The sequence below is a fragment of the Enterobacter cloacae complex sp. P16RS2 genome, from assembly GCF_014982155.1.
In the GTDB taxonomy this organism is placed as follows: Bacteria; Pseudomonadota; Gammaproteobacteria; order Enterobacterales; family Enterobacteriaceae; genus Enterobacter; species Enterobacter cloacae_M.
Genome location: NZ_JADCKW010000032.1, coordinates 78,746 through 94,708 on the forward strand (window position 1 = coordinate 78,746; position 15,963 = coordinate 94,708).

Genomic DNA, 15,963 nt, shown 5'->3' on the forward strand with positions numbered 1-15,963 from the left:
TATGAACGCTCCATTTAGCTACTCTTCACCCACGCTCAGCGTTGAGGCGTTAAAGCACTCCATCGCCTACAAGCTGATGTTCACCATCGGGAAAGATCCGGTTATCGCCAACAAACACGAGTGGCTGAACGCCACCCTGTTTGCGGTGCGTGACCGCTTAGTTGAACGCTGGCTGCGCTCAAACCGCGCCCAGCTCTCGCAGGAAACGCGTCAGGTTTACTACCTGTCGATGGAATTTTTGATTGGCCGCACGCTTTCCAACGCGCTGTTGTCGCTCGGTATTTATGACGACGTCAAAACCGCCCTGGAAGAGATGGGGTTAGATTTAGAAGAGCTGATCGACGAAGAGAACGACCCGGGCCTCGGCAACGGCGGCCTGGGGCGTCTCGCCGCCTGCTTCCTCGACTCGCTGGCGACGCTGGCGCTGCCGGGCCGCGGCTACGGTATTCGCTACGACTACGGTATGTTCAAACAGAACATCGTCGACGGGCGCCAGAAAGAGTCGCCGGACTACTGGCTGGAGTACGGCAACCCCTGGGAGTTTAAGCGCCACAATACGCGCTACAAGGTGCGCTTTGGCGGACGTATTCAGCAGGAAGGCAAAAAATCCCGCTGGGTAGAAACGGAAGAGATCCTGGCTGTGGCCTACGATCAGATTATCCCCGGCTATGACACCGATGCCACCAACACGCTGCGCCTGTGGAGCGCCCAGGCCAGTAGCGAAATCAACCTCGGTAAATTCAACCAGGGGGACTACTTTGCGGCGGTGGAAGACAAAAACCACTCCGAGAACGTGTCCCGCGTGCTGTACCCGGATGACTCGACCTACTCCGGCCGCGAGCTGCGCCTGCGTCAGGAGTATTTCCTCGTTTCGGCGACCATTCAGGACATCCTCAGCCGCCACCATCAGCTGCACAAAACCTACGCCAACCTGGCGGAGAAAACCGCGATCCACCTTAACGACACCCACCCGGTGCTTTCCATTCCGGAGCTGATGCGCCTGCTGATTGACGAGCATAAGTTCAGCTGGGATGACGCGTTTGAAGTGACCTGTCAGGTATTCTCCTACACCAACCACACGCTGATGAGCGAAGCGCTGGAAACGTGGCCGGTAGACATGCTCGGCAAAATCCTGCCGCGCCATCTGCAGATTATCTTTGAAATTAACGACTACTTCCTCAAGACCCTGCAGGAGCAGTACCCGAACGATACCGGGCTGCTGAGCCGCGCGTCCATCATTGATGAATCGAACGGTCGCCGCGTGCGCATGGCCTGGCTGGCGGTGGTCATCAGCCACAAGGTCAACGGCGTGTCCGAGCTCCACTCGAACCTGATGGTGCAGTCGCTGTTTGCGGACTTCGCGAAGATCTTCCCGACGAGGTTCTGCAACGTGACCAACGGCGTCACGCCGCGCCGCTGGCTGGCGCTGGCCAACCAGCCGCTCTCTGAGGTGCTGGACGAGAATATCGGCCGTACCTGGCGTACCGATTTGAGCCAGCTGAGCGAGCTGGAACAGCATATTGATTTCCCGACGGTGAACAAAGCCGTGCGCGAAGCCAAGCTGCTGAACAAAAAGCGTCTGGCGGTCTGGCTGGCGATGCACCTCAACGTGGTGGCAAATCCGAAAGCGCTGTTCGACGTTCAGATCAAACGCATCCACGAATACAAGCGTCAGCTGATGAACGTGCTGCACGTGATCACCCATTACAACCGCATCAAGGCCGATCCAACGGCCGAATGGGTGCCGCGCGTGAAGATCTTCGCCGGTAAGGCGGCTTCCGCCTACTACATGGCGAAGCACATTATTCATCTCATCAACGACGTGGCGAAGGTGGTCAACCAGGATCCGGACATTGGCGACAAGCTGAAGGTGGTGTTCATTCCGAACTACAGCGTGAGCCTGGCGCAGATGATCATCCCGGCGGCGGATCTCTCTGAGCAGATTTCCACGGCGGGTACGGAAGCCTCCGGCACCAGTAACATGAAGTTTGCCCTCAACGGCGCGCTGACCATTGGTACGCTTGACGGGGCGAACGTCGAGATGCTGGAGCACGTGGGCGAAGAAAATATCTTTATCTTCGGCAATACGACGGAAGAGGTGGAGGCGCTGCGCAGGAAAGGCTACTCGCCACGTCAATATTACGAAGAGGATGAAGAGTTACGCCAGGTGCTGACGCAGATCGCGACCGGCGTGTTTAGCCCTGATGAACCGAGCCGCTATCGCGATCTGGTGGATTCGCTGATTAACTTTGGCGATCACTACCAGGTGCTGGCGGATTATCGCAGCTACGTGGACTGTCAGGATAAGGTGGACGAACTGTATCGCCAGCAGGAGAAGTGGACCAGCGCCGCGATGTTTAACATCGCCAATATGGGCTATTTCTCGTCCGACAGGACCATCAAGGAGTATGCCGAGACGATCTGGCATATTGATCCGGTGAGGTTATAAAAGCAAAACGGCAACCTCGGTTGCCGTTTTTAGTGTTTGTTCCCTCTCCCTGTGGGAGAGGGTGAGGGCAACAGCCCGCACCGATCGTATCACGACGCCAGCGACAGCTCACGCTTCCCCGCATTTTGCAGCAACCACTGCGCCACGCGAGACTGCTGCTCGGCGTTGAGCCACATCCCTTCTTTGGTACGACGCCAGATAGCATCATCCAGACGACGAACCCACTCGTGCTCAACCAGATAGCGCAGCTCGGCTTCGTACAGCTCGTGGCCAAAATGCTCGCCCAGATCCGCAATGTCCTTCGCATCGCCCAGGAACAGCTCGGTATTGCTGCCGTAGGTGCGGGCATAGTGGCGCGCCATCCCTTCGGTGATGAACGGGAAGCGACGGCGCAGTTTGGCGGCGTAATCATCGCGATTGTCGCCGATATCACCGCCGGGCAGTACCGCGCCTTTGGTCCAAGCCGGGCCAATGCCTTTATAGTACGGCGCCAGTTTTTCCAGCGCGTGCTCGGCCAGCTTGCGGTAGGTGGTCAGCTTGCCGCCAAACACGGAAAGCAGCGGCGCCTGACCGTCAACGTCGTGAATATCGAGCGTATAGTCGCGGGTAATCGCCTGCGGTGAATCAGACTCGTCATCGCACAGCGGACGCACGCCGGAGTAGGTCCAGACCACATCGTCGCGTGACAGCTGCTTCCTGAAGTGCGCGTTATACACTTTGAGCAGGTAGTTCACTTCGCTCTCATCGATCTCGACGTTCTTCGGATCGCCTTTGTACTCCACGTCGGTGGTACCGATGATCGAGAATTCGTCCATCCACGGGATCACAAACACGATGCGCTTGTCTTCGTTCTGCAGAATGTAGGCCTGCTTCTGGGTATGCACGCGCGGCACCACAATGTGGCTGCCCTTGATCAGGCGAATGCCGTACGGCGAAGGCAGATGCATGCCGTCGTCGAAGAACTGCTTCACCCACGGGCCGGTAGCGTTCACCAGGCCGCGTGCTTTCCAGCTGAATTTCTCGCCGGTATCGATGTCTTCCGCTTCCACAATCCACAGGCCGTTTTCACGACGGGCAGAGGTCGCGCGGGTGCGGGTTTTCACCTCGCCGCCTTTCTTCTCAACCATCTGGGCATTCGCCAGCACCAGACGCGCATCGTCCACCCAGCAGTCGGAATATTCGAAACCGCGCACGATTTCAGGCTTAAGGACCGATTCTGAGCCAAAACGCAAACCTTTCGAACCCGGGAGGCTGGTGCGTTTACCCAGATGATCGTACATAAACAGACCGATTCGAATCATCCACGCCGGACGCAGATGCGGGCGATGGGGCAGGCGGAAGCGCATCGGAATAGCCAGATGCGGTGCCATTTTCAGCAGCACTTCACGTTCGGCCAGTGCTTCACTGACCAGGCGGAATTCGTAGTGTTCCAGGTAGCGCAGGCCACCGTGAATCAGTTTGGAGCTGGCGGACGACGTCGCGCAGGCGAGATCGTTAGCTTCCAGCATCAGTACGGATAAACCGCGTCCTGCGGCATCGACCGCAATACCGGCACCGTTGATGCCACCGCCTATCACAATCAGATCTTTGGTTTCCATAACACCCTCATGCACTTTCGTTAAAGCTCAGAAATGTTCGATATCGCTCATAATAGCAAAGGAACGCGCTTTTGGTAACATCAAAAAAACAATTTAGAGTGATATGGATAACATAATGGCGTTTACCCGCCGCCAGGACGTACACTACGGGGTAAAATAGTGCGACTAACTTTTCTCCCTCTCCCCGTGGGAGAGGGCTGGGGTGAGGGCATCAGCGCGCACCCAACCTGAACAACAGAAAGAGAACACCATGGATCAGTTTGAATGTATTAACGTAGAAGAAGCCCACCAGAAGATGCACCAGGGAAAAGCGGTGCTGGTGGACATCCGCGATCCGCAGAGTTTTGCGATGGGCCACACGCCGGGCGCGTTTCATCTCACTAACGACACGCTGGGCGCGTTTATGCGCGATAACGACTTCGAGACGCCGGTAATGGTCATGTGCTACCACGGCAACAGCAGCAAAGGTGCGGCGCAGTATCTGCTTCAGCAGGGCTACGACGCGGTATACAGCGTCGACGGCGGCTTCGATGCCTGGCATCGTCATTTCCCGGCAGAAGTGGAATACGCTTTTGAGCGCTGATCCCGCTATACTGTCCCCTTTTGTGTGGAAATAAGCGACCGCTGCCCATGTTGATGATCACCTCTTTTACCAACCCGCGCGTCGCCCAGGCGTTTGTCGACTATATGGCGACGCAGGGCGTTATTCTGACCATTCAGCAACATAACCAGACCGACGTCTGGCTGGCCGATGAGAGCCAGGCCGCGCGCGTAAACGAAGAGCTGGCGCGTTTTCTTGAGAACCCCGGCGACCCGCGCTATCTGGCGGCCAGCTGGCAGTCCGGGCAGACCGACAGCGGATTGCACTACAGCCGTTTTCCCTTCCTCGCCACCATCCGCGAGCGCGCGGGTCCGTTTACTTTGCTGCTGATGGCGGCCTGCATTATCGTCTTCATTATCATGAACGTGGTGGGCGACCAGAGCGTGATGATTGCTCTGGCCTGGCCTTATGACCCATCTCTTGAGTTTGACGTCTGGCGCTACTTTAGCCACGCGCTGATGCACTTCTCGGTGATGCATATCCTCTTCAACCTGCTCTGGTGGTGGTATCTCGGCGGCGCCGTTGAAAAGCGTCTGGGCAGCGGCAAGCTGATCGTTATCACCCTTATCAGCGCCCTGCTCAGCGGCTATGTGCAGCACAAGTTCAGCGGGCCGTGGTTCGGCGGGCTGTCGGGCGTCGTGTACGCCCTGATGGGCTATGTCTGGCTTCGCGGGGAGCGCGATCCGGAAAGCGGCATCTATCTGCAGCGCGGATTAATAACCTTTGCGTTAATATGGCTAATTGCCGGATGGTTTGATCTGTTTGGTATGTCTATCGCCAACGGTGCACACGTCGCCGGGCTGGCCGTGGGGCTGGCGATGGCCTTTGCCGACACGCTCCATGCGCGAAAACGAACATAATTCTCAGGGATAATTGATGAAACAAACACAACGTCATGACGCTATTATCGAACTGGTAAAAAAACAGGGATACGTCAGCACCGAAGAGCTGGTGGAGCAGTTTGCCGTCAGCCCACAAACCATCCGTCGTGACCTGAACGACCTGGCCGATCAGAACCGCATTCTTCGCCACCACGGCGGCGCGGCGCTGCCGTCCAGTTCGGTCAATACCTCCTGGCATGACCGTAAAGCCACGCAGACGGCTGAGAAAGAGCGCATTGCCCGCAAGGTCGCCAGCCAGATCCCGAACGGGGCGACGCTGTTTATTGATATCGGCACCACGCCGGAAGCGGTCGCCCATGCGCTGCTGGATCACGAGAACCTGCGCGTGGTCACGAACAACCTGAACGTGGCCAATACCCTGATGCAAAAAGACGACTTCCGCATCATCCTCGCGGGCGGCGAACTGCGCAGCCGCGACGGCGGGATTATCGGCGAAGCGACCCTCGATTTTATCTCTCAGTTCCGCCTCGACTTCGGCATTCTCGGGATCAGCGGCATCGACAGCGACGGCTCGCTGCTGGAGTTTGACTATCACGAGGTGCGCACCAAGCGCGCGATTATTGAGAACTCCCGCCACGTGATGCTGGTGGTGGACCATTCGAAGTTTGGCCGAAATGCGATGGTAAACATGGGCAGCATCAGCATGGTGGATGCGGTCTACACCGACGTGATGCCGCCAGCGGGCGTGATGCAGGTGATTAAAGATAATAATTTGCAGCTGGAATTATGCTAGGACTTGTGTCGGGTGGCGCTGCGTTCACCCGACCTACAAAACTTTCTCCCTCTCCCTGTGGGAGAGGGCCGGGGTGAGGGCATCAGACCGCAGAGGTCCTACACGCCATACCCCATCATCTTCAACAGCTGCTGCGCATGCTGTACCGCATCCTGACGATGCGCCACGCCCAGCTTCTGATACAGATTGCGGATATGCGTTTTGATGGTGGTCGCCGCCACCGCCAGCTCGCCGGCAATCTGCTCGTTACTGTAGCCTGAATAGATCAGCCCCAGCACCTGCCATTCGCGCTGGGTGAGCGGGCTGGTGCGGATAAGCTCCGGCACTTCCGGGTGGTTCAGCAAACGTTCAACGAAGTTCTCATCAAAATGCGCGAACTTGTGCCGATGATGCTGGTTAATCTCGCGCAGAATGCGCTGGGCGCGATGCTGATCGAGCTCCGGCAGCGTGTTGAGCTGAATAAGCTGACGCAGCTGCTGCGCCATCACTTCACCTTCAATCACAAAGTGGCTGATAAACCCTGTGCGGTTAGCCAGCTGCAGCGCTTCCAGCAGCACGCGCTGGGCATCGTTTTTACGACCCGCCTGCCAGTAAAGCTGGTTCAGCAGCAGCAGGTTACGGTTCAGGTCGCTCATCAGACGCAGGCTGCGCGCGTTCTCGTTCAGCTCTTCCAGCACAATCTCTGCGGGCTCTATTTCACCGAGCAGGATCTGCGCGCGGGCAATGTTGCGCCACTGGCTCTGCAGGAAGTGGTTGTTAGCAAATTCCGGTTTTGGCGTCTGACGCAGCCAGTTGGCGGCGGATTTTTTATCGCCGGTCATCTGCCAGTAAATCACCCGGACCTTATCGGCGTTAGAGACCCAGTCGCTATGATACTGACCGTTGCCGAGCAGGTTCTCCAGGCGGTTCAGATGGTTGCGGGCGTTATCGAGATCGCCGCGCGCCAGCGAGCATTGCACCAGCAGCGCCAGGCACTGCAGCTGCTGCTGAGGCTGGAAGCTGGAAAGGACATCCACACCCTGGCGGGCGCAGCTTTCCGCTTCATCCAGACGCGACCAGGCCCACAGCAGCTGAGCGCGAATACGCAACAGGAACTCGTGCATCGGCAGCTGTTCCAGGTGCTGTTCACGAATCAGCTGGAACGCTTTTTCCTGGTTTTCCCAGGCGGCCTGCAGGAACCCCTGTGCGAATAAAATCTCGCTCTGTTGGATCAGGCTCCACAGCGCGTAATGCCAGACATCATGACGACGCGCCATCTGTTCGGTTTGCTGCATCAGTGAAAGCGAACGCGTGAGGTCGCCTTTGCAGTGCAGCACTTCGCCGTGCACCGAGGTCGCAACGATGCGGCTGTAGAAGTTAGCCAGCGGCAGTTCATCCAGCGCGACCATCGCCAGCCGTTCAGCTTCGTCCGGGTCGCCGTCGTTAATGGCCACCTGAGCGCGCAGCGCGTTGAACTCGCCGTGCAGGGTGGTATCCATCTCGCTTTCCATCTCCTGCTCGGCGCGCGCCAGCAGGGTGTTCACTTCGCTGTAGCGGTGCTGGCTCTGCATCAGCCAGGCCTGCAGCAGCACCAGACGCGGGTTCTCCAGCAGGCTTTCCCACGGCAGGGCTTTGAGAGACTCTTCCAGCAGCGTCAGCTCGCTGTGGTTAAACAGGCCCCACGCATGATTGAGGAGGATATCGCGCAGCATGCTGGCATCACCGGCGGCCAGCGCGTGGTGGATGGCCTCGCTCGGGAAGCCTTGCGCCATCCAGCTTTCGGCAGCGGCGCGGTGGATCTCCGGCAGTTCAACCGCCAGTTCCCACTGACAGCGCTGGCGCAGGAAGCTGCCAAACAGCGGATGATAGCTAAACCACTCGCCGGGATCGTCCATGCGCGTCAGGAAAAGGCCCTGACGTTCAATCTCTTCGAGCTGCAGCTGACCGTTTTCACACCCCGTCACGCGCACGATGAGCGCATCGTTCATGGAGCGCAGCAGAGAGCTTTTCAGCAGGAAATTACGGGTCGATGGATCGACGCTGTCCAGCACCTCATCCACCAGGTAGTCAGAAAGGTGACTGGCGTTGATGCCCGCCAGACGCCGCGCAGACTGATGCGCCGGACTGTTGTTTTGTCGGGCAGAGAGCGCGATAAGCTGCAGCGCCGTGGCCCAGCCGGCAACGTCATCACACAGACGGCTGCTTTCGGCGGCCTCAATCGGTGATGTCAGGCGGCAGTCAAAGAACTGTTTCGCTTCCTGGTGGGTAAAGGCCAGCTGCTGGCTGCCCACTTCCAGAAGCTGATCGCGCACGCGCAGGTTGGCAATGCCCAGCTGCGGCAGGTTGCGTGACAGCACCACTAAAGTCAGGTTTTCCGGCTGATGGCGCAGGAAGAAACGCATCGATTCATGAATCACCGGATTCGTGATGAGATGGTAATCGTCGATCACCACGTAAAGCGGGCGATGCCATTCGGCCAGTTCGATAAACAGCTGAGAGAAAAGGGAGGACAGGCTGGCGTACTGGCGCTTTTGCACCATCACCTCACTGGCGACGCAGTGTCCATGGGTGGCTTGCTGTATGGCGGCAATCAGATAGCTGGCAAAACGCTCCTGCTGGTTATCGCCCTCGTCGAGGGAGTACCAGCCAAGATCGCTTTTACCCGCGGCCCATTGCGAAATGAGCGTTGTTTTTCCATAGCCTGCAGGACTCGTAACCAGCGCCAGTCGGAAATTATGCGCGCCGGAAAGTTTAGCCAACAGACGCTCGCGGACCACTGTATGGTCAAGACGAACCGGGCGACTTAATTTAGACGGAATCAACATAGGTTTCACTTCACTGTGGGGAACGAGAGATTTTATTTTTTTTGCGCTTCGTAATTAATACGATATAAGGTCGAACAGAAAGAGAACTATTGCAAGTTATGTCTGGGTTTTGTGGTTCTGAATTTGCACTCTGTCACAAAACATTCAGGCAAATGTTGGAACTTTCTCGAAAGGGCCGTAACGCCGCGTCACCGCTGGCTTGTCTGTATACATTGCCGCTGCGCTGAAACTGGTTTCAGAAAGGTATAGTGACGTCAAATTCAATAAAGTGCGGGTAAAGTTGAGTGAGAGTAATAGTCTCCGGGGATGTAACCCGATGACTAAATTATTATTCTACGTAAGTAATCATTTCAGAACGGATTAATCCCACCCGAAACTGCATTTCATTTCTTTGACATTCTCCCCGATTACTTTTTTATCTTCCGGGCACGCTCGAACTATGCTCTGAGAGTGGCCTCGATCACACTTTTATGCTCATCCCCGCTACTCCTCCCTGTCTAATCCCCCACAGGAGGAGGAAGAGGGGAAATGAGCCAGGCACACTAGCGCCAACTTGTGTTTTCTTTCTAAAGGATGCCGATCCCCTATGTCACAGCCTACCTTCAACAAAGCTCAATTCCAGGCTGCCCTGACGCGTCAGTGGCAGCGTTTTGGCCTTCATGCTGCAAACGAGATGACGCCTCACCAGTGGTGGCAGGCCGTGAGCGGTGCGCTCGCAGAGCAGCTGGATGCTCAACCGGTGGCGAAGCCTGTTAAAGGCCAGCGTCACGTGAACTATATCTCTATGGAATTCCTGATTGGCCGTCTGACGGGCAACAACCTGTTGAACCTTGGCTGGTATCAGGACGTCGGTGACGTCCTCAAAGAACACGACATTAACCTGACCGACCTGCTCGAAGAAGAGATTGACCCGGCGCTGGGCAACGGCGGCCTGGGACGTCTGGCAGCCTGTTTCCTTGACTCCATGGCGACCGTCGGCCAGTCGGCGATCGGCTATGGTCTGAACTACCAGTACGGCCTGTTCCGTCAGTCGTTTGCCGACGGGCATCAGATGGAAGCGCCGGACGACTGGCATCGCAATACCTATCCGTGGTTCCGCCACAACGCGCAGCTGGACGTACAGGTTGGCATTGGCGGGAAAGTGACAAAGCAGGGTCTCTGGGAACCGGCGTTCACCATTACCGGTGAAGCCTGGGATCTGCCGGTGCTCGGCTACCGTAACGGCGTGGCGCAGCCGCTGCGTCTGTGGCAGGCGAAGCACGCGCATCCGTTTAACCTGACCAAATTCAACGACGGCGATTTCCTGCGCGCCGAGCAGCAGGGCATCGACGCCGAGAAGCTGACCAAAGTCCTCTACCCGAACGACAACCACCTGGCCGGTAAAAAGCTGCGCCTGATGCAACAGTACTTCCAGTGCGCCTGCTCCGTGGCGGACATTCTGCGTCGCCATCACCTGGCGGGCCGCAAGCTGGCGCAGCTGCCGGACTTCGAAGTGATTCAGCTCAATGACACGCACCCGACCATTGCGATCCCGGAACTGCTGCGCGTGCTGATCGACGAGCATCAGCTGAGCTGGGACGACGCCTGGGCCATCACCAGCCGTACCTTTGCCTACACCAACCACACCCTGATGCCGGAAGCGCTGGAGCGCTGGGATGAGAAGCTGGTGAAAACGCTGCTGCCGCGCCACATGCAGATCATCAACAAGATTAACGACCAGTTTAAAACCCTGGTGGATAAAACCTGGCCGGGCAACAAAGCGGTCTGGGCGAAACTGGCGGTGGTTCACGATAAGCAGGTGCGCATGGCGAACATGTGCGTGGTCAGCGGCTTTGCGGTGAACGGCGTGGCGGCGCTGCACTCGGATCTGGTGGTCAAAGATCTCTTCCCGGAATACCACCAGCTGTGGCCGACCAAATTCCACAACGTGACCAACGGCATCACGCCGCGTCGCTGGATCAAGCAGTGCAACCCGCTGCTGGCCGGTCTGCTGGATAAGACCCTGAAGAAAGAGTGGGCCAACGATCTGGACCAGCTCATCAACCTGGAAAAACAGGCTGACGACGCGAAATTCCGCGAGCAGTACCGCGCGATCAAGCTGGAGAACAAGGTTCGCCTGGCTGAGTTCGTGAAAATGCGTACCGGGATTGAGATCAACCCGAATGCCATTTTCGACATTCAGATCAAACGTCTGCACGAGTACAAACGTCAGCACCTGAACCTGCTGCACATTCTGGCGCTGTACAAAGAGATCCGCGAGAACCCGCAGGCCGACCGCGTGCCGCGCGTGTTCCTGTTCGGTGCGAAAGCGGCGCCGGGCTACTACCTGGCGAAAAACATTATCCTCGCCATCAATAAAGTGGCGGCGGCGATCAACAGCGATCCGAAAGTGGGTGACAAGCTGAAGGTGGTGTTCCTGCCGGACTACTGCGTCTCGGCGGCTGAAATGCTGATCCCGGCGGCGGATATTTCCGAGCAGATCTCTACCGCAGGTAAAGAAGCGTCCGGTACCGGCAACATGAAGCTGGCGCTGAACGGTGCGCTGACCGTCGGTACGCTCGACGGGGCCAACGTCGAAATCGCCGAGAAGGTGGGTGAAGAGAACATCTTTATTTTCGGCCACACCGTGGAAGAGGTGAAAGCCATCAAGGCTAAAGGCTATGACCCGGTGAAATGGCGTAAGAAAGACAAAGTGCTCGACGCGGTGCTGAAGGAGCTGGAAAGCGGTAAATACAGCGACGGCGACAAGCACGCGTTTGACCAGATGCTGCACAGTATGGACAAACACGGCGGTGACCCGTATCTGGTAATGGCGGACTTCACGGCCTACGTTGAAGCGCAAAAGCAGGTCGACGTGCTGTATCGCGACCAGGAGGCGTGGACCCGCGCGTGCATTCTGAACACTGCCCGCTGCGGTATGTTCAGCTCTGATCGTTCAATCCGTGATTATCAGGCCCGTATCTGGCAGGCAAAACGCTAAGGAAGCGCGATGGAGAGTAAACGTCTGGACAGCGCCGCGCAGGCGGCGGGGATCAGCCTCAGTTACATTAATGCGCACGGCAAACCGCAGTCTATTGGCGCCGACACCAAAAGACGTTTGCTGGATGCCATGCACAAAGCCGACGCGAAAGCGTCGGTTGCGCCGGTGCCGAACGTGAAGGTGTTCACCGCAGGCAAAAAGATGCCGCTGGCGGTGGAGGGGCGCGGCGAGTTTAGCTGGCTGCTTACCACCGAAGAGGGGCATCAGCACAAAGGCCACGCCACCGGCGGCAAAACGTTAAACCTTCCGGCGAAGCTGCCGGAGGGGTATCACACCTTAACGCTCACCCAGGACGATCGTCGTTTCCACTGCCGGGTGATCGTCGCGCCAAAACGCTGCTACGAGCCGCAGGCGTTGCTCGAAGGCAAAAAGCTGTGGGGTGCCTGCGTGCAGCTCTATACGCTGCGCTCCGACAGCAACTGGGGCATCGGTGATTTTGGCGATCTGAAAAAGATGCTGGTGGATGTAGGCGAGCGCGGCGGCGCGTTTATCGGGCTCAACCCGATCCACGCGCTCTATCCGGCCAACCCGGAGAGCGCCAGCCCGTATAGCCCGTCGTCCCGTCGCTGGCTGAACGTGATTTATATCGACGTTAACGCGTTAGATGACTTCAAAAACAGCAAAGAGGCGCAGGCGTGGTGGAAACTCAGCACCACGCAGCAGGCACTGAAGCAGGCGCGCGACGCGGACTGGGTGGACTATTCCACCGTCACGGCGCTGAAAATGGCCGCGCTGCGTCTGGCGTGGAAAGGCTTTTCGCAGCGTGATGACGAGCAGATGGCCGCGTTCCGCCAGTTTGTAACGCAGGAGGGCGAGAGCCTGTACTGGCAGGCGGCGTTTGATGCGCTGCACGCGTATCAGGTGAAAGAGGACGAAATGCGCTGGGGCTGGCCGGTCTGGCCGGAAGCGTATCAGTCCGTCGACACGCCTGAAGTAAAAGCGTTCTGTAAAAAATATGCCGATGAAGTGGACTTCTACCTGTGGCTGCAGTGGCTGGCGTACAGCCAGTTTGCCGCCTGCTGGCAGGTGAGCCAGGGCTATAAGATGCCGATTGGCCTGTACCGCGATCTGGCCGTGGGCGTGGCGGAAGGCGGCGCGGAAACCTGGTGCGACCGTGAGCTTTATTGCCTGAAGGCCTCCGTGGGGGCACCTCCGGATATCCTTGGCCCGCTCGGCCAGAACTGGGGATTGCCGCCGATGGATCCGCACGTCATGGCGGCGCGCGCCTACGAGCCGTTCATCGACCTGCTGCGCGCCAACATGCAGAACTGCGGCGCGCTGCGTATCGACCACGTGATGTCCGTGCTGCGTCTGTGGTGGATCCCGTACGGTGAAACGGCCGATCACGGGGCGTACGTGCAGTATCCGGTTGACGATCTGCTGTCGATCCTGGCGCTGGAAAGCAAGCGCCATCAGTGCATGGTGATCGGTGAAGATCTCGGTACCGTGCCGGTGGAAATTGTCAGCAAGCTCCGCGACAGCGGCGTCTACTCCTATAAAGTGCTCTATTTTGAAAACGACCATGAGAAAACCTTCCGCGCGCCGAAAGCGTACCCTGAACAGTCAATGGCAGTCGCGACGACGCATGACCTTCCTACGCTTCGTGGCTATTGGGAAAGCGGCGATCTGACGCTCGGTAAAACGCTGGGTCTGTATCCTGATGAAGAGGTTCTGCGCGGCCTGTATCAGGATCGCGAACTCTCCAAACAGGGGCTGCTGGATGCGCTGCACAAGCAGGGCTGTCTGCCGAAACGTGCCGGACATAAGGCGTCGCTGATGTCCATGACCTCCACGCTCAACCGTGGTTTGCAGCGTTACATTGCCGACAGCAATAGCGCGCTGCTGGGCCTGCAGCCTGAAGACTGGATTGATATGGCGGAGCCGGTGAACATTCCGGGGACCAGCTATCAGTACAAGAACTGGCGTCGCAAGCTGTCCACAACGCTTGAGAAGATGTTTGCCGATGACGGGGTGAACAAGCTGATTAAGGATTTGGACAAGCGGCGAAAAGCAGCCGCGAAGAAGTGATAAAAAACCCGCCAGTGGCGGGTTTTTTATTGCCCGGTGGCGCTACGCTTACCGGGCCTGCATGGATCGAGTAGGCCGGGTAAGCGTCAGCGCCACCCGGCTTTTTTACATCAAACCACCATATTCAACAGCAGCACCCCGACCAGACCACACACCGAAATAATGGTTTCCAGCGCGGACCAGGACTTGATGGTTTCACCGATCGTCAGGTTGAAGTACTCCTTGAACAGCCAGAAGCCAGGGTCGTTAACGTGAGAGAAAATCACGCTACCGGAACCGACGGCAATAACCATCAGCTCAGGGCTTACGCCCGTGGTCGCAATCAGCGGGGCAACGATACCGCCCGCGGTGATCGCCGCAACGGTCGCAGAACCCAGCGCAATACGCAGAACCGCGGCAATAGACCAGGCCATCAGGAGCGGCGATACGTTGGTTTCATGCATCATGGCAGCGATGTATTTGTCCACGCCGCTGTCGACCAGAACCTGCTTGAATGCACCGCCGCCGCCGATGATCAGGAGCATCATGGCAATGATTTTGATGGAAGAGGTCAGCGTATCGTTGATCTGATCCATTGAACGGCCGCGGTTCAGGCCGAAGGTGAACATCGCGATCAGCACGGCAATCAGCGTTGCCATTACCGGGTCACCCAGGAATTCCGCAACGGACAGGAACGGATGACCTTTCGGCAGGATCATCTCTGCCACGGCGCGCATCGCCATCAGGATCACCGGTACCAGAGAGGTCCAGACGCTGACGCCAAAGCCAGGCATCTCTTCTTCGGTGAAGGTTTTGGCGCTGTAGAGACCTTCCGGAATCGGCTTATCAATGCCTTTCAGGAAGCGGGCATAAACCGGGCCCGCCAGAATCACGGTTGGGATCGCCAGAATCGTACCGAACAGCAGGGTTTTACCCATATCCGCGTGGAAGATGGTTGCGATAGCGGTTGGACCCGGGTGCGGCGGCAGGAAGCCGTGAGTCACGGACAGCGCCGCAGCCATTGGCACACCGACATACAGCAGCGGGATGTTTGCCGCAGCCGCGATGGTGAACACCAGCGGCAGCATCAGCACGAAGCCCACTTCATAGAACAGCGCGAAGCCGACGGTAAAACCGGTTAATACCACCGCCCACTGGATGTTCTTCTTGCCAAATTTGGCAATCAGCGTGGTGGCGATACGCTGCGCGCCCCCGCAGTCTGCCAGCATTTTGCCGAGCATGGCGCCGAAGCCCATGATCAGCGCCAGGCTGCCGAGCGTGCCGCCGACGCCGGCTTTGATGGAACTGATAACTTTAACCAGCGGCATACCCTGCATCAGACCGACTGCAAGTGCCACCAGAACCAGAGCGATAAATCCGTTCATTTTGAAGCGGATCATCAAGAGCAGTAATAACACAACACCGATAGCAACGATGACTAATGGCATGATTTACCTGGCCTTTGAATTGTTATGGGTAACGTCATTGTTTCAACGACAAATTCCGATTGTCCCAACTGGGAACAGAGTGTTAACGGCACTCATACTGATGCCTTCGAAACCATTAAGTTTAGTCGGCTGTTATAAGGATGCTGAGTGCCCACGAGAATGATACGGGTAACATGACTTGATTGAGAATCACCCTGGGAGGGTAAATTTGAATTATGAGACGCAGGTCAACATATGGGAGGTAAACGCAAAACGGTAACCATGAGGTTACCGTTTTTAATGTTTTCACCCTCTCCCGTGGGAGAGGGGCGGGGTGAGGGCATCAGACCTCACTATTTCTGTAGGCCCGGCAAGCGCAGCGCTACCGGGCGATACAGACGG

At 57.4% G+C, this 15,963-nt stretch carries 9 protein-coding genes; 6 read left to right on the forward strand and 3 right to left on the reverse strand.

Annotated elements, in window-relative coordinates; all coding sequences use genetic code 11:
- The first annotated feature begins 1 nt into the window (after position 1).
- The gene (gene glgP, locus INF68_RS19025; protein WP_126786783.1) at positions 2–2,449 is read left to right on the forward strand and encodes a glycogen phosphorylase; all 2,448 of its coding nucleotides are present in this window, start codon (positions 2–4) and stop codon (positions 2,447–2,449) included.
- Between the two features lie 89 nt (positions 2,450–2,538).
- Here glgP and glpD read toward each other — a convergent pair whose 3' ends face one another.
- Positions 2,539–4,047: a glycerol-3-phosphate dehydrogenase gene (glpD, locus tag INF68_RS19030; RefSeq protein ID WP_126786784.1), complete on the reverse strand. Its 1,509-nt coding sequence runs from the start codon at positions 4,045–4,047 to the stop codon at positions 2,539–2,541.
- Positions 4,048–4,297: 250 nt separating this feature from the next.
- Here glpD and glpE point away from each other — a divergent pair, with 250 nt between their 5' ends.
- The 3 genes from glpE to INF68_RS19045 are packed head-to-tail and all read left to right on the forward strand — an operon-like array spanning position 4,298 to position 6,283.
- Complete coding sequence (glpE, locus tag INF68_RS19035; protein WP_006177908.1) at positions 4,298–4,630, forward strand: thiosulfate sulfurtransferase GlpE; 333 nt, start codon at positions 4,298–4,300, stop codon at positions 4,628–4,630.
- A 47-nt stretch (positions 4,631–4,677) separates the two neighbouring features.
- On the forward strand, positions 4,678–5,508 hold the full coding sequence (gene glpG, locus INF68_RS19040; RefSeq protein WP_023309506.1) for a rhomboid family intramembrane serine protease GlpG: 831 nt from the start codon (positions 4,678–4,680) through the stop codon (positions 5,506–5,508).
- A gap of 16 nt (positions 5,509–5,524) precedes the next feature.
- Positions 5,525–6,283, forward strand: a complete 759-nt coding sequence (locus tag INF68_RS19045; RefSeq protein ID WP_008503060.1) for a DeoR/GlpR family transcriptional regulator — start codon at positions 5,525–5,527, stop codon at positions 6,281–6,283.
- 98 nt (positions 6,284–6,381) lie between these two features.
- Here INF68_RS19045 and malT read toward each other — a convergent pair whose 3' ends face one another.
- On the reverse strand, positions 6,382–9,087 hold the full coding sequence (gene malT / locus INF68_RS19050) for an HTH-type transcriptional regulator MalT (RefSeq protein WP_023309505.1): 2,706 nt from the start codon (positions 9,085–9,087) through the stop codon (positions 6,382–6,384).
- 586 nt (positions 9,088–9,673) lie between these two features.
- On the opposite strand from malT, the gene malP reads away from it, so the two are divergent.
- Together malP and malQ are read left to right on the forward strand one after the other, a co-directional pair.
- Complete coding sequence (gene malP / locus INF68_RS19055) at positions 9,674–12,067, forward strand: maltodextrin phosphorylase (protein ID WP_126786785.1); 2,394 nt, start codon at positions 9,674–9,676, stop codon at positions 12,065–12,067.
- Between the two features lie 9 nt (positions 12,068–12,076).
- Positions 12,077–14,155, forward strand: a complete 2,079-nt coding sequence (gene malQ / locus INF68_RS19060) for a 4-alpha-glucanotransferase (RefSeq protein WP_126786786.1) — start codon at positions 12,077–12,079, stop codon at positions 14,153–14,155.
- A gap of 110 nt (positions 14,156–14,265) precedes the next feature.
- On the opposite strand, the gene gntT is transcribed toward malQ, so the two are convergent.
- The gene (gene gntT, locus INF68_RS19065; RefSeq protein ID WP_039263070.1) at positions 14,266–15,582 is read right to left on the reverse strand and encodes a gluconate transporter; all 1,317 of its coding nucleotides are present in this window, start codon (positions 15,580–15,582) and stop codon (positions 14,266–14,268) included.
- Between the last annotated feature and the right edge of the window lie 381 nt (positions 15,583–15,963).